2 protein-coding genes are annotated in these 19,604 nt (G+C 60.1%); both read right to left on the reverse strand.

The features are described from left to right. Positions 1-14: 14 nt before the first annotated feature. Positions 15-269: a hypothetical protein gene (locus NXT09_RS04115; RefSeq protein ID WP_268578969.1), complete on the reverse strand. Its 255-nt coding sequence runs from the start codon at positions 267-269 to the stop codon at positions 15-17. Then, positions 266-19,555 carry a hemagglutinin repeat-containing protein gene (locus NXT09_RS04120; protein WP_268578970.1) on the reverse strand — a complete coding sequence of 6,430 codons (19,290 nt, stop codon included), beginning with the start codon at positions 19,553-19,555 and terminating at the stop codon, positions 266-268. Before NXT09_RS04120 ends, NXT09_RS04115 begins: the two co-directional genes overlap by 4 nt. Between the last annotated feature and the right edge of the window lie 49 nt (positions 19,556-19,604).

The following is a 19,604-nucleotide window of genomic DNA, read 5'->3' on the forward strand; positions in this document are numbered from 1 at the left end:
GGACCGGTATTTTTTTATTTTGGATCAGAATGAGGTTTCTTTTTAAACTTATCCAAAAGCTTAAAAATCAAAATACCTAACCATGCAGCAACTCCCGTGATCGAGCCAAATACAACCGCCCTTTCTACTTGATATTTAGGAAAATTAAATACCCCATGTGAAAAATAATACACAGATGAAATAATAATTCCTAAAGACAACAACATTAATATAAAAAACAAGCAGCTATAAAGAAGAAGAGCAATGTATCTATAGAGAGATTTAATCATTTATTTATCTCTCCTTCTGACGTAGGTTTATTGATGTCCTTGATAAAACCACTTGTAAACTCAGATGCTACCCCGCCGCTAAAATCATAAATAAATTCAGGTACCGGATCACTGCCAATCGCTTTTTTTACAACTTCAGGCGCATATTTTCCAAATGCGCCGCCAGCCCAAGAACCCGCCGCAGCACTGCCAATAGCACCTACGCTTGGCCCATCCGTAAATACCGCACTTCCCATCGCGATACCGACGTTCGGTAAAATATCACGCCCCGGAGCCAACCCACCAGTCACTAATGCCGCCGTGGTGCCCCAGTAGTCATAGCTTTTGTTTTCATTACCCGGCTTGCTCAGGTCATACCATTGATAGGCAGCATTCGCACTGCCACTCAAAGCAGAACCAACCACTACTTTACCTAACGCAACTGCCGGCCCCAGATACCACGCACCCGCTATCAACACACCATCCGTATATCCGTTCACGATGGCTTTCGAGATATCCTGCCCTTCCGGCATAACACCCGTCACTAACCTGTGCATCGCATACTGACGCTCTTCTTCCGTTATCGGATTCAATACATTACCGTTTTCATCCAGCAGGTTGGTATTGGTATACAATGATGTCATCGACATACCAACATCAGTCATTCCTTTTGGCATGCCATTTGGACCAAAGTAATTATTCTCAACCGCATTACGCCCGGACTGCGCGCCGCTGGCGGCGGAGGCGGTGCTGTTGCCTGCCAGACCGGATATCAGCCCGGAGGCCAGCGTCGAGAGAGCGCTGACTGACTGCTTTTCCTCTTCCGTCAGGTCGTTTGCCGTCTTGCCGGGGTATTGATCGGCCATGATGGCGCGGGCGATCAGTTCACCGCTGGAAGCACCGATCGCACCCGCCGCCGCATCCTGACCCGACAACTGCGCGACTACTGCTCCCACCACGGCGTGCGCCATTGCGTTGGCTGCGATATCCGACGCCGTGATTTTGCTTTCATCCTTCGGTATCGTGACATCTTTCACCAGCTGTGCCAGATACGGTGAGGCACCGCTGGCAATCGCTTTCTGAATGTCCCCGCCAGCCAGGGCCTGAATTGCCGCCGTGGCCGCCTGTGCCGCACGCTGGAAATCACTGCCCGTGCCGTATTTCTGCATCTCGGCTTTGTAGGTCGGCGATTCCGTCAGCGCTTTTTTATAGACTTCCCATTCCTTCGCCGAATCACCGTCTTTCGGACGGTTGACTTTGGCGTCACCCTTGGCTTCCGCCGCTTTCTGCGCTTTCAGCTCGCCTTCCGTGCGCACAATATCCATCACCTGCGCGCCGATTTCACCAATCAGCTGCGCCTGTTTCAGGCGTTTTTGCTCTTTCTCTTTGTTAAAGATCGGGCTGAGCGCGTTATTCGCGTGCTCAACGTCACGGCTCAGCGTAGCGATATCCTGCACCTGCTTCGCCGTATCCCGCAACAACAAGGTACCATCGCTCACCGCCGCATAGGTGGTGCTGGCGGCGCTGCCGCTGCTACCCAGCGACATCAGCGCCGACGGGGCCGTCATCGCCAACGTCGAGAGCATACTGCCACTCATCGAAGGGCTGGCGCTGAGGCCGATGCCACTGTGCTCCACCTTGAACTCGGCTTTGTTGTTCAGCCCGCTCCAGCCCAGCGTCCCCGTTTCCAGCCGGTTTTTCTCTGCGCTGGCGGTGGAACCAATCACCGCGGCATCAAGCTGGGTGTGTTCACCGGTTTTTATACCAAATCCGTCTTTACCGGCAAAGAACCCGGTCTGCTGCTGCACGCTGTCATAGTTGCTGTGGATCTTGTCTTTACTGGCACTGAGGTAACCACTGCCACTCATCGATCCCCAGGTAAAGCTGCCGCCGGCGGCCACGCTGGTCTGTTTGGAGTCATAACGCTCGCTGTCCTGCTGACTTTGCAGCAGCAGATTACGTCCGGCATCGACATCAATGCGCTCACCGTTCACCTGCGCGCCAATCAGCCGCGTGTCGCGTTCGCTTTTCAGCGTGACGTGGTTACCCGCATCCACCGTCGTTTCTGACCAGCTATTGCCCGTCCCGGTTTCGCGCCCTTTTGCCGCATTGACGTTAGCAAAAATGCTGAGCCCCGCGCTTCCGTTGCTTAAGCCCAGACTGATGCCGATATTCCCGCCGCTGCTGCTGTTTTTACCGCTGATCTCCTCGCTGTTACGCGCAGAGAGCAGGTGGATATCCCGTGCCGCGTTCATCATGACATCGCCGCCCGCCTTAAGCTGACTGCCTGCGACCGTGATATCCCCGGTGCGCGATTCAATGCCAATATCCCCCGCCGCATTGAGCGTCGAGCCAAAGCTCTGCTTCTGCTCGCTGGTCTGGCTGGAGCGGGAGTTTTGCGCCCCGATAGAAATACTGACTCCAACAAAAGAGGCTTCCCCCTTGTTGTTCAGCTCGGACTGGCTGCCCTGGTAGGCCTGATACCCGGACAGCCCGGCTTTCATGCCCTGAAGCAGCGCCAGACGGCCATCGCTTTCACTTTTTGCCGCCTGAATGCTCTGCACCGCGCTGTTGAGCGCCGAGCCCACCACGCCGGACAGCGCCACGGTCAGACCCGCGGTTTTCTGCTGAAACTCCTGCTGCTGTTTGCGCATGTCATAGCCCGGATCGAGGGTGACGTTGTTGCCTTGCAGGAAGATGTCTTTTCCGGCCACCATATCAGTGCCGCTGATCGTGACATCGTTCCCGGCCTTCACCGTCACCGAGTCGGTCGTACTGCCGAGGGTGCTGATGCTCTGGCTTTGTGTCGCGGCCTGATCGCGCAGTTTCTGACTGGTCGAGGTTGAACCGATGGTAAAGCCAATGCCGCCACCGCTGAACAGGCCGCTTTTTTTCTTGCTGTGCTCTTCATAGTTCTGGTAGTTCTCGACGCTGGCAACGGTGTTGACGTCATTATTCGCCAGCAGCGTGACCTGTCTGTCACCAACCACGGAGGAGCCCTGCAGGTTGATATCCTGATTGGCCGCCATCGTGACACTGTCACCCGACAACAGACTGCCTTTCTCATCGGTTTGCAACGTTTCCCGCAGGGTATGCGTCACCGTCTTCGAGAACCGCTTCTTCTTGACTTGGGTTTCTTCAAAGAACGTGTGCTGCGTTTCGGTGGCTGACAGCAGATTGATGTTGTTGCCCGCCTGTGCCGTCACCGCACCGCTCGCCACGCCCTGTGCCGCCTGCAGATTGATGTCTCTGCCGGCCTGCAGGTTCAGGCCTTTGCCCGTCGTGAGTTCGGTACTTTGTTGGGTGATGTTTTGCTGCCAGTCGGCGTGACGGCTCCACCAGTTGCCGCTGTAGGTTTCTTCGGTTTCAGACAGCAGGTTGAGATCGCGTCCGGCCGCCAGTGTCGCACTACCTTTGGCGTTCAGGCTGGCCGCTTCGGACAGCACGTCTCGTCCGGCCACCAGATTCAGGCCGCCCCCGCTCAGGAGCTGGCTGTTTGCCACGTCCTGCGTGCGGCGCTGCACGGTGCTGCCGCCCTGATACAGCGTCTCTTTCAGCGTGTCCTGCGCCGTCAGACGGATATCATTACCTGCCGCCAGCGTCAGCGCCGTCCCGCCGGAAAGCGAGCTGGCGTCAATCTGGATGTCCTGACCCGCGACGGCGCTCAGTGCGCCGCCCGCATTGACGGTGCTGCCCTGCACGGCCGTGTTCAGCGCGGTGTTGCTGCTACCCCAACCGATATCCACGCGGTTGTTGGTCAGCGCCAGCGCCTCAATCGCCACATTACCTTTGGCGTTCAGCGCCATGTCCTGTCCGGCGTTGAGCGTGGCCGCCACGTTGCGGATATCCTTGCCCGCGCTGAGCGTCAGGCTGTTGCCCGCGACGATCTCGGCGGTTTTACCCAGTTCAGTGAACGTGAGTGAGCCAGTGCCGCTGCGGGAAGCCGTCGGCTGCGCGGTCTGGAAATTGCGGCTTTCCGTCCGGTTGATGATATCGCCGTTAATGCTGGCAAGCTGCAGCGTGTTACCCTCAATCCGGCTGCCGCTGTTAGTGATGTTATTCAGCGCCACCAGATTAAGGCCGCCGTCTGACTTGATCAGGCCGCCCTCGTGGTTATCAATCCTGTCGCCGCTGGCGATCGCCAGTAATTCAACGGCGTTAAGCGTGCCGCTGTTGGTGACGCTGCCGCCCGCGTTCAGCTCGACTTTATTCGCGACAATCGCGCTGCCCTGCAGGTTGCTTTTATCCGCCTGCGCCAGATACAGCTTCGGTGCCAGCACTGTCTGCCCGTTGACCTCGATATTTTCCCACCAGACCAGACTCTGGCTGAGGTTCGCGACCTGATCCGGCGTCAGGCTGACGCCCAGCTGCAGGTTCATGCCTTTCTGCGCCGCCGCGGCGTTATCCAACAGCATTTGCATCTGTGCCAGATCGGAGCCGGTGCCGTTCAGGTGACGCTGCCCGCTCTGTTTCAATACCGCCTGGCTGATGTAGCGGGTATCAAACTCCGCATCCCCGAGGAAACGGTAGTCATGGTCTGCATCCAGATTCAGCCTATCCAGCAGATAGGATGAGCCCAGCACCCGGTCGGCCTGCGTCCACTGAGAGCGCGTTTCGACCGGCACCACCGTTGACGGCTGTTGCCCCAGCAGCGTCTGCAGATCGCTGAACAGCGCGTTATCCACCTGTCCCAGCTGTTCCAGTTTCGGATTGGTGTGGATCAGGTAACGGCTGTCGGCATTCGGATCGACAACCAGCAGCCCGTTATTGCCCGTCGGCAGCGGGTAATCGGCAAGTGGATTGGTGCTCAGGTTTTGCAGCCCGTTGCCAATGGTGCTCAGCAGCGCGGCAGCAGAGAGAGGTTGTGGCGCAGAAGGCGAACTCCCGCCCGACAGGGTGTCTGCACTGACCGCCTGCTTCGGTGCCTCAACCGCGGCCATACCCGGTGTGGTCAGTGTGGCAGGGGTACCCACCGTACCCGCTATCGTGACGCCCGCCGCGGTATTGTCCACGTTAACTGGCGTCAGGCTTGTACCAGTATCAGGTCGTTGACCCGTCGACGTCAGTGCGACCGCATCAGGATTGCTGACGTGACCAGAGGTAGAAGGTTGCAACACCACCGCGTCGCCGGTGTTGAGCGTCAGCGGCCCGGCGGTATTCGGCGCAGCGATCACCTCGGTGATGTTGTCAGCCTGTGCGCCCGCTTGCAGCGCGGTGCCCGCCTGCTGCGTCAGCACGACCGCATTGGGATTGTTCACGTGACCGGAAGTCGAAGGCGATAATACCACGGCGTCACCGGTGTTGAGCGTCAGTAGCTCGGTGGTATTCGGCGCCGCGATGGCCGTGGTGATGTTGTCCGCCTGTGCGCCCGCTTGCAGCACGGTGCCCGCCTGCTGCGTCAATGTGACCGCATTGGGATTGCTGATGTGGCCGGAAGCTGAAGGTGATAACACCACCGCCTCGCCGGTGTTGAGCGTCAGCGGCCCGGTGGTATTCGGCGCAGCGATCACCGCCGTGATGTTCTCCGCCTGTGCCCCCACTTGCAGCGCGGTACCCGCCTGCTGTGTCAACATCACGGTTTTACCCGTCGCATTCACGCCTGCGGCATTGCCTGCGAGCGCAGTCTGCCCGCTCCCTGCCTGGGTGACGTCTACCGCACCCGCGTTAAACGACGAATCCTGACTGGCCAACTGGCGCGTGGTCTGCTTCTGCAAGGGTGATAGCGTGGTGATGGCATCCAGCACCGGTTTGGTGGACGCAGGCATAAATCCGCCGCTGCCCGGCTGCAGTGTGGTGTTGCTGATATCTTGATCAAAATCGGCGGTGATGGTGCCGCCCGCCTGAATTAAGGCGTTATAGCTTTCGCCCTCAGTTTTTTCGGTAGTCGGGGTGCCATCTAGTCCAAAGTAAATATAATCTGGAGCATTTTGACGAGCAGCATCACTTACTTCAGTTGTTGTTAATGGATATTTTCCTTTGTGTATATATGTTAAAGATTCAAATATCCCGCCTGAATGATATGAACGATTATCAAGTTCACTACCTTGAATTGCGGCATTATTTTTAGCTAAAAATAATGACGCACTATTAAATACTGCATTTGAAAATATTACTAAATTATTACCAGATCGAATTCCTGCTGCACTGCCTTTAGTATTTATTGTCGTCAACTTACTTTTTATCACTACTTTTTGGATGTTAGCATTTGGCAAAGGGACATATGTATACCTTTCAGGACGGCCTAATTTTTGAGGGCGATAATTTATCCCGTAATCACCCTCTTTAAACCATGAAATAGGGATATAAGCATCTGTTTTTCCTGCCCATTCCGGGACCGAGTCTCCAGCCAATTCCGTTTCCGTAACAACAAACCCTTCCCGCTGATTGGTTAGCGTGCCGGTATTAATCGTGATATCCCCAGACTGGGTTTCAATGGTGCCGGAGCTGTTGAGCAGCGACGTGCTGGCGTTGCCCTGTGCGTCACGCTGCACCCACAGGCTGTTGCCCGCCAGAATGGTACCGAATACGTTAGTCAGGGAATCCGATAGCAGACGCATATTGCCGCCCGCATAGAGCATGCTGCTGTTATGTAACACGCCGCCGGCCTGCACCAGCAGGTCGCCCGTGGTGCCAATCAGTCCTTGGTTATTCAGCGTGTTATCGCTTACCAGCGTCAGGTTGCCGCCCGCCTGCACGCTGCCCGCTTCCAGCTGTACGATATCTTTTGCACTGAGGCGCGATTCGCCGCCTGCCAGAATGCGGCCCTGATTCGTCAGCGTACCGGTGCTGGTCAGTTGGACGGATTGGCCCTGCAGGGTGCCACGCTGATCGAGGTCGCCCGCCACGTTCAGCGTCAGCTGCTGTCCGGCGGCCATAGTTTGCGTAAAGGTCAGCGGCCCGGTGAGTTCGGCGCTCAGGTTACCCAGCGCCACCAGTTGCCCGTCCTGTTGCAGTTCCTGCGTTTTCAGGCGCAGGTCCTGTGCGCTGTAGAGCTTCGCACCCTGACGGTTGATGAGACGCTGCGTCTGCAGCGCCAGCTGTGTCAGGCCCAGCAGCGTGCCGTGGTTGTCCAGTTCATCCGCGATAATCTCCAGTTCACCGGCCTGCACAAGCCCGTTGTTCACCCACTGCGGGATTTTCAGCGTCAGTTTGTCCTGCGCCATCAGGCTGCCCTGCTGGGTCAACTGCGCGGTGTTGAGCACCAGTCCGCGCCCCTGCAGCCAGCCGTGGTTGTCCACCGCGGGCGCATTAAGCGTGGTGATGCCGTCAGATAACAGCTGTCCGCCCTGCTGGTTGATAATCCGGTCGGTCGCGTCCAGCTGCAGCGCGGCGGTGCCCTGCACCGTGCCGCCGTTGATGACGGTGTTGCCCGTCAGCGTGGTGGTGGCAGCTTTGATGTCGCCCTGATTGTCCAGCGCCGCGGCCTGCACGTTCAGCGTGCCGTCGCTGCTTAAACGCGCCTGCGAAGCATTACTGAACTGGCCGGTGACGGTGGCATTCAGCGCACGGTCGCCGCGCAGGGTGCCGTGATTAGTGAGTTCATCGGCACCCAGCGTCAGCGTGCTGCCCTGCAGTTGCCCGCGGTTGATGATGTCATGCGCCGTCAGGCTCAGGTCACCGCCGCTGACCAGCTGGCTGCCCTGCGCCCCCTGATAGGTCCCGCTCAGCTGCAGCGTCCCGCGCTGCACGCCCAGCAGATTGCCCTGCTGTTCCAGGTCACGGGCGGTCAGTCGTAACGCGTCCGACTGCCACAGTCCCTGATTGCTCAGCACGCCGGTTGTCAGTTCACCCGTACCGCCACTGAGCAAGCGCCCCGTGGCCAGGTTATCGACGCGGTCGGTGAGCTGCAGCGTAAAGCCGCCGACACCCGTCAGCGTACCGCCGTTCTCCAGCGTCTTGCCGGTTAACGTCACCGCACCCTGCGAGAACAGCTCGCCCTGATTTTTTATCTGGTCGCTGGTTAACGACAGACGGTTCAGCCCCGCGACGGTGCCGCGGTTGTCGAACGTGTCACCGTGCAGCGTCAATGTGCCCGCCTGCCATAACCCGGCGTTGTCCGCCTGTTTAGCCTGGAGCGTGGCCGCGCCTTTGCTGAGCAACTGGCTGCTTTTATCGCCAACATAACGCAGCACATCGAGCAGACGCAGCGCGTCGGTACCCTGAATGCGGCCCTGATTATCGATATCCTCTGTGCGCAGTTGCAGGTCGTTGGCCTGTAGCGTACCCGCATTGCGCAGCGTGCCGCTGTCGAGGCGGCCTGCGCCATTGGTCAGCAGTTCCGCTCCCGCGCGGTTAATCAGTTCATCACGGTTAACCACCGTCAGGCCGTGGCTGCCCAGTATGCGTCCGCCGTTATCCAGCGTGTTGGTGGTCAGGTTCAGCGAGCCCGCGGCTATCTCACCGCTCTGGCTCAGGCGGTCGGCCGTGATGATGGCATCGCCGTCGCTCAGCAGACGGGAGGAAGCCGTCCCCTGATAAGTGTCCCGTAAATCAAGGCGCAGCCCGTCCTGACCGAGCAGCGTCCCACCGTTTGTCAGGTCGTTCGCCGTCAGCGCCAGCGTGTTGCCCTGCCAGAGCCCGTCGTTTATGACCGTGCCCGCCTGCGCCTGCAGGACCCCGTTGGTCAGCAACTGACCGGTGCCGCCGACCGTCAGGCCATCCCGCAGCACCAGCGTGATGCCGCGTTCACCGATAACCGTGCCAGCGTTGTTGAACGAACCCCCGTCCAGCGCCAGCGCCCGGCTTTCCCAGCGTCCGCTATTGCGCAACTGATTGCCGCGCAGCGTCAGCGTATCGGCGGTATGCAACAATCCCGAGCCCTGATAGTCGCCGTCAAGCGTCAGCGCCCCGTCGGCCATCACGCTGCCCGCGTTGTTTATCGCCCCACTGTCGAGCGCCAGCTTACCCACGCCGGATACCGTGCCCTGATTGTCGAGCCGGCTGGCGCTCAGCCAGCTGTCGCCGCCGGAGAGCAGCATGCCCTGATTAGTGAGAAGGCTAGCAGGGTTAGTACGGTCCAGCGTGATAGCTAACCCGTTGTCCCCCTGCATCCGCCCACGGTTGGTCAACTGCTGGGCCTCAAACGTCAGGCGGTCTGCCTGCGCATCGCCGTCGTTTATCACGCTCGCCGCGCGTAAAACCGCCATCCCCTGCGACAGGAGTTTTCCGTTTTGCTGATTCGTCAGGCCATTGGCGGCGGTCAATGACAACGCATTGATACCAAAAATCTGCCCGCTGTTGGTCAGCTCAGCGGCCTGCAGCGTGATGTCGCCCGCCTGCCACTGCCCGTGATTCTCAACCTGACCCGCCGTCAGCGTACTGCTACCCTGACTCAGCCAGTTGCCCTGATTGCGTGCCGTTCCCGCAATCGCCAGCGTCAGTGCATCCACGCCCAGCATCTTGCCCTGATTATCCAGCGTCTGCGCGTCCACCTTCAGCGCCCGCGCTTCCAGCGTACCCTGCTGGTCGATATGGTTCGCCACCACGCCCAGCGTGGTGCTGCCGCTGATAAGCCCGCGGTTATCCAACTTATTACGCACATCCAGTTGCAGATCGTCCGAGCCGAGCATCTGCCCGTGGTTCAGCACGTCTGCCGCGGTGATACCGATACGCTGGCTGGTGAGATCGCCCGTGTTGGTTAGGGTGCCGTCCAGCGTCAGTTGCAGATCGCGTGTGCCGTTAAGCAGCCCACCGTTGGTCACGTCGCGGGCGGCAATGGCAAGCGCCTGACTGTTCAGCGCGCCCTGATTATCAAGCTGATTGCCGAGCGCCAGCGTCAGCCCGTTCACGCCCGTTACCGTGCCGTGGTTGACGACGTCATTGGCCTTGAGCGTCAGCGCATTGCTGCTGAGGTCACGCGTATTATTCAGTGTCCCGTTCAGCCCCAGAGACAGGCTGTCGACGCCGGTGATTGTGCCGCTGTTGGTCAGGTCATTGGCGTTCAGCGTCAGCGCCGCCCCGTACAGCGTGCCGCGGTTGGTGAGGTTATTGCCGACCGTCAATTCAAGACGGTCGAGGCCGTTAATTTTCCCACCGTTTTCCAGCCTGTCGGCCTGTGCGGTCAGTTGATTGCTGCTCAACGCCCCCTGATTGATTAACGCGTCATCCAGCGTCAGATGAAGACCGTCAACGCCGGTCATCTCACCCGCGTTGGTCAGCGTACGGGCCGCAATCGTGGCGAGCTTGCTCCACAGTGTGCCCTGATTAGTGACGTCACCGTTTGCCAACGTCATCTTCAGGGATTTGTCGCCCTGAATATGGCCGCGGTTGTTCAGGTGTTGCGCGTCCAGCGTCAGGCTGTCCGCCAGCCATTCACCGTCATTTTCGGCGCTGGCCGCGTTCAGCACCGCCACGCCCTGCGTGAGCAGTTGGCCGGTTTGCGCATTGGTCAGCGTATTTTTCGCCGTCAGCGTCAGTGCCGACAGCCCCAGCAGTTGTCCGGCATTCCCGACGTCATCCGCCGTCAACGTCAGCGTGTTGCCCTGCCAGAATCCGTCATTCGTGACCGTTTTTGCCTGCGCCTGCAGGGCACCGTTGGTCAGCAACTGACCAGTGCCGACGACCGTCAGGCCATCGCGCAGTTCCAGCGTGATACCGCGCTCACCGATAACCGTGCCGGTGTTGTCGAACGCACCGCCGTTCAGCGCCAGCGCCCGGCTTTCCCAGCGTCCGCTATTGCGCAACTGATTGCCGCGCAGCGTCAGGGTGTCGGCGGTATGCAGCAGGCCTGCGCCCTGATAGTCACCATTGAGTGACAGCGCCCCGTCGGCAATCACGGTGCCCGCATTGCTAATCGAACCGCTGTCGAGCGTCAGCTTACCCACGCCGGACACGGTGCCCTGATTGTCGATCAGGCTGGCGCTCAGCCAGCTGTCGCCGCCGGAGAGCAGCGTGCCCTGATTGGTTAACCGGCTGGCGGGGTTGGTGCGGTCCAGCGCGATGGCTAACCCGTTGTCCCCTTGCATCCGGCCGCGGTTGGTCAGCTGCTGGGCTTCAAACGTCAGGCGGTCTGCCTGCGCGTTGCCGTCATTTGTCACGCTCGCCGCACGCAATACCGCCATGCCCTGCGACAGGAGTTTCCCGTTTTGCTGATTCGTCAGGCCGTTGGCGGCAGTCAATGACAGGGCGTTGAGACCAAAAATCTGCCCGCTGTTGATTAGGTCAGCGGCCTGCAGCGTGATGTCGCCCGCCTGCCACTGCCCTTGATTGTCAACCTGATCCGCCGTCAGCGTGCTGCTGCCCTGACTCAGCCATTTGCCCTGATTGCGCGCCGTTCCCGCAATTGCCAGCGTCAGTGCATCCACACCCAGCATCTTGCCCTGATTATCCAGCGTACCGGCGTCCACCTTCAGCGCCCGCGCTTCCAGCGTGCCCTGTTGGTCGATATGGTTCGCAGCGATACCCAACGTGGTGCTGCCGCTGAGAAGCCCGCGGTTATCCAGTGTGTTGCGCAGATCCAACTGCAGATCGTCCGAGCCCAGCATCTGCCCGTGGTTCAGCACGTCCGTTGCGGTGATACCGGTCCGCTGGCCGGTAAGGTCACCGGTGTTGGTCAGGGTGCCGTCCAGCGTCAATTGCAGGTCACGTGTGCTGTTCAGCTGCCCGCCGTTGGTCACGTCGCGGGCGGCAATGGCAAGCGCCTGGCTGTTCAGCGCCCCCTGATTATCCAGATGATTGCCGAGCGCCAGCGTCAGCCCGTTCACGCCCGTCAGGGTGCCGCGATTAACGACGTCATTGGCTTTGAGGGTCAGCGCATTACTGCTGATGTCGCTAGTATTATTCAGCGTCCCATTCAGATGTAGATTAAGGCTGTCGACGCCGGTGATCGCGCCGTCGTTGGTCAGATCGCGGGCATTCAACGTCACCGCTGTCCCGTACAGCGTGCCAGCATTATCGAGGCTCTCGTTTACCGTGATCTCCAGTTGATCAAGGCCGTTGATTTTCCCGCGGTTGTCCAGTTTGTCCGCCTGTGCGGTCAGCTGATAGCTGCTCAACGCGCCCTGATTGGTTAAGGCGTCATCCAGCGTCAGCTGAAGACCGTCAACGCCGGTAATCTCACCCGCGTTGGTCAGAGACCGGGCCGCAATCGTGGCGAGCTTGCTCCACAGCGTCCCCAGATTGTGTAATTCGCCGTTTGCCAGCGTCACTGCCAGCGATGTGTCACCCTGAATGTGGCCGCGGTTGTTCAGGTTTTGCGCGTCCAGCGTCAGGCTATCCGCCTGCCATTCGCCCTCATTGCTCGCCTCAGCCGCGTTCAGCTCCGCCAGACCCTGCGTGAGCAGTTGGCCAGTTTGCGCATTGGTCAGTTTATTTTTCGCCGTCAGCGACAGCGCCGACAGCCCCAGCAGCTGGCCGGCATTCCCGACCTCATCCGCCGTCAGCGCCAGCGTGTTGCCCTGCCAGAGCCCGTCGTTTATGACCGTGCCCGCCTGCGCCTGCAGGGCCCCGTTGGTCAGCAGTTGGCCGGCACCGCCGACCGTCAGGCCATCGCGCAACTCCAGCGTGATACCGCGTTCACCAATTATCGTGCCCTGATTGTTCAGCGCCCCGCCGTTCAGCGCCAGCGCCCGGCTTTCCCAGCGTCCGCTATTGCGCAGCTGATTGCCGCGCAGCGTCAGCGTATCGGCGGTATGCAGCAGGCCTGTGCCCTGATAGTCGCCATCGAGCGTCAGCGCCCCGTCGGCAATAACCTTGCCCGCATTGTTTATCGCAGCACTGTCGAGCGTCAGTTTACCCACGCCGGACACGGTGCCCTGATTGTCGAGCAGGCTGGTGCTCAGCCAGCTGTCACCGCCGGAGAGTAACGTGCCCTGATTGGTTAACCGGCTAGCGGGGTTGGTACGGTCCAACGTAATGGCTAACCCGTTGTCACCCTGCATCCGCCCGCGGTTGGTCAACTGCTGCGCGTCAAACGTCAGGCGGTCTGCCTGCGCATCGCCGTCGTTTGTCACGCTCGCCGCGCGTAAAACAGCCATCCCCTGCGACAGGAGTTTCCCATTTTGCTGATTCGTCAGGCCGTTGGCGGCGGTCAATGACAGGGCGTTGAGACCAAAAATCTGTCCACGGTTAGTCAGATCGTTGGCCTGCAGCGTGATATCGCCCGCCTGCCACTGCCCCTGATTGTCAACCTGATCCGCCGTCAGCGTGCTGGTGCCCTGACTCAGCCAGTTGCCCTGATTGCGGGCTGTCCCCGCAATCGCCAGCGTCAGGGCATCGACACCCAGCATTTTTCCCTGATTATCCAGCGTCTGCGCGTCGACCTTCAGCGCCCGCGCTTCCAGCGTACCCTGTTGATCAATCTGGTTCGCCACCACGCCCAGCGTGGTGCTGCCGCTGAGAAGCCCGCGGTTATCCAACTTATTACGCACATCCAGTTGCAGATCGTCCGAGCCGAGCATCTGCCCGTGGTTCAGCACGTCTGCCGCGGTGATACCGATACGCTGGCTGGTGAGATCGCCCGTGTTGGTCAGGGTGCCGTCCAGCGTCAGTTGCAGATCGCGTGTGCCGTTAAGCAGCCCACCGTTGGTCACGTCGCGGGCGGCAATGGCAAGCGCCTGACTGTTCAGCGCGCCCTGATTATCAAGCTGATTGCCGAGCGCCAGCGTCAGCCCGTTCACGCCCGTTACCGTGCCGTGGTTGACGACGTCATTGGCCTTAAGCGTCAGCGCATTGCTGCTAAGGTCACGCGTGTTATTCAGTGTCCCGTTCAGCCCCAGAGACAGGCTGTCGACGCCGGTGATTGTGCCGCTGTTGGTCAGGTCATTGGCGTTCAGCGTCAGCGCCGCCCCGTACAGCGTGCCGCGGTTGGTGAGGTTATTGCCGACCGTCAATTCAAGACGGTCTAGGCCGTTAATTTTCCCACCGTTTTCCAGCCTGTCGGCCTGTGCGGTCAGTTGATTGCTGCTCAACGCCCCCAGATTGATTAACGCGTCATCCAGCGTCAGATGAAGACCGTCAACGCCGGTCATCTCACCCGCGTTGGTCAGCGTACGGGCAGCAATCGTGGCGAGCTTGCTCCACAGTGTGCCCTGATTAGTGACGTCGCCGTTTGCCAGCGTCATCTTCAGGGATTTGTCGCCCTGAATATGGCCGCGGTTGTTCAGGTGTTGCGCGTCCAGCGTCAGGCTGTCCGCCAGCCATTCACCGTCATTTTCGGCGCTGGCCGCGTTCAGCACCGCCACGCCCTGGGTGAGCAGTTGGCCGGTTTGCGCATTGGTCAGCGTATTTTTCGCCGTCAGCGTCAGCGCCGACAGCCCCAGCAGTTGGCCGGCATTCTCCACGTCATCCGCCGTCAACGTCAGCGTATTCGCCTGCCACTGGCCTGAGTTCTCCAACCGTCTGGCGGTCAGCGAGCTGTCGCCCTGACTCAGCCATTTTCCGCTGTTGCGCGCCGTGGTGTTAATCGCCAGCGTCAGCGCATCGACGCCCAGCATCGTGCCCTGATTATCCAGCGTATCCGCCTGCACCTGCAGCTGGCGGCTTTCCAGTGACCCTGCTTGGTCGACCTGATTCGCCTCAAGCTGTATCATCTGAGTGCCGCTAATCAGGCCGCTATTGCGCACCGTATCCTGCAGCGTCAGGTGCAGCGCATCACCAGAGATCTCACCCCGATTGAACAGATCGGTCGCCGACAGTCCCAGCGTCGCGCCATAAAGCTGTCCTTTGTTTGTCAGGCTATCGGCAACGGTCAGCTGCAGTGCCTCAACCCCGGCAATTTCGCCGCCGTTAAACAGGCTAGTGGCCGTGATGTCGGTGCGCTGCCCCAGCAGCGTGCCCTGATTGTCCAGCGCGTGCCCCTGCAGTTGGATAGCGTTCGCCTGCCAGCGCCCGCGGTTGGTGAGCGTAGTGCCGGACCAGTCCAGCAGACCGTCAGTCTGCAGCGTCCCGCTGCCCTGATAATTGCCCGCCAGTGACAGCCCGGTGACGGCCACGATATCTCCGGCATTCTCCACCGTCTCGCCGATAAGGGTTGCTGTGCCGTTACTGGCCAGTGAGCCCTGATTGGTTAGCTGCGTGGCGCGCAGCTGTGTGTCGCCCCCGGAGACCAGCGTGCCGCGGTTGTCCAACACACCGCTTGTTGCTCCGCGGCTCTGACGTGTGGATGATGCGTTGAGTTGCTGAATATCGACCGCCAGTGACAGCGCCATCGGCAGGAATGAACGTTGACGCGCGGCGTTCGCAGGCGCGACCGTGATATCCATGTCCCCTGCGGCCTGTACCCGTCCCGTATTGATAAAGTGGGCGGTTTCCAGCGTCAGGCGCTCTGACCGCCACTCGCCGTGGTTCTCCGCCTGCGCGGCCTGTAACACCGCCGCGCCCTGCGTCAGCAGTTTCCCGGTTTGTTGATTGGTCAGCCCGTGTTGTGCAGTTATCGACAACGCGTCAATTCCCAGCAACTGCCCGGCATTCACGATCTCATCGGCCTGCAGAGTCAGGTTCCCCGCCTGCATCAGGCCGCGGTTGTCCACCTGCTGAGCGGTAACCATGCCAGCTTTCTGGGTCAGCAGGCTGCCGTCATTGGACAGATTACCGGCAATCGACAACGTCAGCGCGTCCACACCCAAAATCTTGCCCTGATTGACCAGTGAGGCGGCGTCCAGCGTGACGGTTTTTCCTTCCAACGTACCGCTCTGTTTGACACCATCTGCCGTCACCGCCAGCGTATTGCTGCCGCTGATTATCCCCGCATTATCCAACTGACCGGCGAGCGTGAGCTGCAGCGCGTCCGTCCCGACGATGTCGCCACGGTTATCGAGGGCGGTTGCCGTGATACCCAGTGCACGACTGCGCAATATCCCGGTATTATTCAGGCGGTCGCCGAGCGACAGCGTTAGCGTATCGACACCCGTGAGGTCGCCGTGGTTAACCAGGCGATCTACGGACATAGTGACCGTGTTCCCCAGCACCGTGCCCTGATTGGTCAAGAGCTTCCCTTGCAGGGACAGTGCCCGGCTTTCCCAGTGCCCGTTATTCGCCAGCGTGTCGCCGTGCAGCATCAGTGTGCCTGCCGTATTCAGCAGGCCACGGCCCTGATAGTCACCGCGCAGCGACAGTCCGGTTGCCGCGACCACTCGCCCGTCGTTAACCAGCGACAGCCCGGTCAGCGACGTATGGCCCAGACTGGACAACGAGCCCTGATTGTCCATCAAGCGCGCGAACAGCGTGGCATCCCCGCCGGTCGTCACAGTGCCGCGGTTAACGAAGGTGCCTTTGCCGTCAGTGGCGGGTAGCGTCAGGGACAAAGCCTCATCGCCCTGGATCTGGCCGTCATTGGTCAGATTCCCTGCCGCCAGCGTCAGGGTGTTCGCCTGCCACTCTCCGGCATTGACGGCTTCTGCCGCTGTTAACGTCGCAATGCCCTGAGACAGCAGTTTGCCCGCTTGCTGGTTGGTGAGCGCGCGGGTGGCCGTCAGCGCCAGCGAGGACACACCGAGGATTTTCCCCGCGTTATCCAGTTCCTCAACCTGCAGCGCGACGTTTTTCGCCTGCAACGTGCCCTGATTGATAAACCGTTGCGCTGACGTGATGCTGTCACCGTCGCTCAGCAGTGCACCCTGACTGGACAGGGTGCCGACTATCGCCAGCGTCAGCGCGTCGGTGCCCTGCAACGTGCCCTGATTGGTCAGACGTGCCGCTTCTGCACGAAGCTGGTTGCCCTGCAGCGTGCCGGTATTATCCAGGTTGCCGGTTAAGAAGAGCGACAGATTATTGATACCGCTCATCGTGCCACGGTTGTCGAGAGACGTGCCGTCTGCGGTGAGCGTTAACGCCTGCAACGTGCCCCGGTTTTCGGTCTGCGCCGCCTGAAGGTGCAACGCCTCTGCGCTGAGCCAGTCGCCGCTATTGGTAAAGGTATCGGCGACGGTCAGGTTCACCGCGCCCCGCGCCTGTGCCTGCCCGCTGCTGGTGAGGGTATTCGCCTGAATATTCAGCACAGTGCCCTGCAGCGTCCCGGCCTGGCTGACGATATCGCTGTTCATAGTCCAGTTTCCGCTGGCCAGCAGGCTGCCGCGGTTGTCCAGTTGCCCAGCGATAATCTGTCCGTCGCCGCTAATACTGGTCTTGCCCGCGTTGAGCCAGCGCTCGGCATTCAGCAGGAACTGCTGCGCCTGAATCGCGCCGTCGGTCTCCGCCTGTCCGGCATTTATCGTCAGGTCGGTGCCTGCCAGCAGCGTGCCGCGGGTGGATTGCGTCAGTGAACGCGTGGCGTCCAGCTGCAGCGCCTTGTCGGCCTGCAGCGTGCCCTGATTGGCGAGCGTGCCGGTGTGCAGTTGTAATGCCGGGGCGGTAAGCGTACCGTCATTGCTGAGACGGTCAACGGTAACCTGCAAGACGCTGCCGGCCTGCATCAGGCCACGGTTATCCAGTGAGTCGTCCAGCGTCAGTGCCAGTTTTTCACCCGCGCTGAGCGTGCCACGGTTCACCAGACTGCCGCCATGCAGCGCCAGCATCTGCTGGGCGTTGAACGTGCCGTGGTTTTCGGTCGTCTGGCTGGTCAGGTCGAGGGCGCTCGCGGTTACCTCGCCCTGATTACTAAGCTGGTCAGCCTGTGCGGTCAGCGTGGCGGCCTGCAGCGTGCCACCGTTGGTGATGTTGTCGGCCAGCAAGAACAGCTGATTATCCGTCAGGATGTTACCCTGATTATTCAGCACCGTTTGCAGTTCAAGTTTCACTTCATGACGGGCGCTGAGTAATCCGCTGTTATCCAGACGCTGTGCGTTAACCGTCAGCCGCTCGGCGGCGGCCAGCGTGCTGCGGTTCGTCAACGTGTTGCCGCTGAACGTCAACGCCTGCAACGCAGCGATATCGCCCTGGTTATCCAGCGCATCCAGCGTCAGCGCGACGGTTTTCCCCGCCAACGTGCCGTGCTGTACCAGACGCCCACCGTCAACATGCAGCGCATGACCGGCAGTCAGATTCCCCTGCCAGTCGCCCTGCTGCGTCACGCGCACCGTGGCATTGTTCTTCGCCTGAAGCTGGGCGCTGCCGGCACCGTTAAGCATTTTCGCCTCGAGTCGCACATCCTCAGCGCCTGCGCTCCCCGCCAGCGACACCGTGTCGCCGCGCATCTCAAGCACTGACTCCGCCTTGATGCCGCTTTGCGCATCCTGCTGCAGCGAGCGCCCCGCCTCGACCGTCACCTTGCCAGCGGCAAGCTGGGTAGCATTAAGCGTGACACCGTCACCTTTAAGAGAAAGTTGATGAGCGGAGTTGACCTTACCCTGCGCATCGACGCCGGCACTGATGATGCTGTTTTGCGCGTTCAGCCCGCCACCCGATGCCAGTTCGATGTGTTGTCCGGCACGCAGCGTCGCGTCCTGCAGCGTGATGTCCTGTCTGGCGTTCAACGTCAGCGCATCGCCCGCCTGCTGTTTGCCCCGCAGCGCCAGCGCGTCCGCATCGGCCTGAATGTTGCCCTGCGCCACCGCATCACCGAGGCTGAGTTTACCGTTCGCCGACAGCGTGATATCACCGCTGCGCGCGCTCAGATTGCCGACATTAACGCCCACGCCTTTATCGCTGGAAACCAGCTTGATGCGATTGGTGTACATGCCACCCAGCGCGCCCGTATCCAGCGCGACTTTTACATTACTGCCAGCTACGCCGCTGTCCGCCGCCTGCGCTGTCACCTTGCCCGTCGCGTCAACCTGATTGGCACCCAGCACAATCCGGGTATCGTTGGCATTCAGCCCGGCATCAATCTGCGCGGTGCGGGCTATCAGGCTGAGGTAGTCACTCTTGCTCGCATCCAGCCCCTGCCCGGTCAGCGTGATATCGCCGCGTTTCACGTCGATATGCTGCAGATTGCCCTGCACGTCCAGCTGTGGTTTACCGGTGGTCAGCGTCACCTGCGGGGTATTGATAAAGCCGCAGCCGTCGCAGGTAATGCCATTGGGGTTGGCAACGATGACGCTGGCCTGCTTGCCGCCGACTTCCAGATAGCCCGCCAGCGTACTGCTGTTGGTGGACACCACTTCGTTGATGATGGCGTCGGCGGCCTTGCCTTTCAGATTGGGGTTGTTCTGGATCAGCCCGCCGAGCTGGGTCGGATTAAGCTGCGCCGTGCCGTTATTCAGGATCAGACCGGGTTTATCGACGTTAAAATCCTGATACTGGTTGTGGGAGATCCCCGCGCTGTTTGGCGTGGCGATATTGATGACCGGGACGCCGTTGCCGGCCTGATCCAGCGCGGTATTACCCGTCGCGACCTGCACCCCCGCCGCCATCGCCGGCAGCAGCGGCTGAAACGCAATCAAATGGATCAGCGTGTACGCCAGCAGGCGCTGTGTGGTTTTTATTGGTTTCATCCCTGATCCCCGGTCTTAATGACTACTCATGAATAACGAAAAATTAAAA

The organism is Pectobacterium jejuense (assembly GCF_026800125.1).
Classification (GTDB): domain Bacteria; phylum Pseudomonadota; class Gammaproteobacteria; order Enterobacterales; family Enterobacteriaceae; genus Pectobacterium; species Pectobacterium jejuense.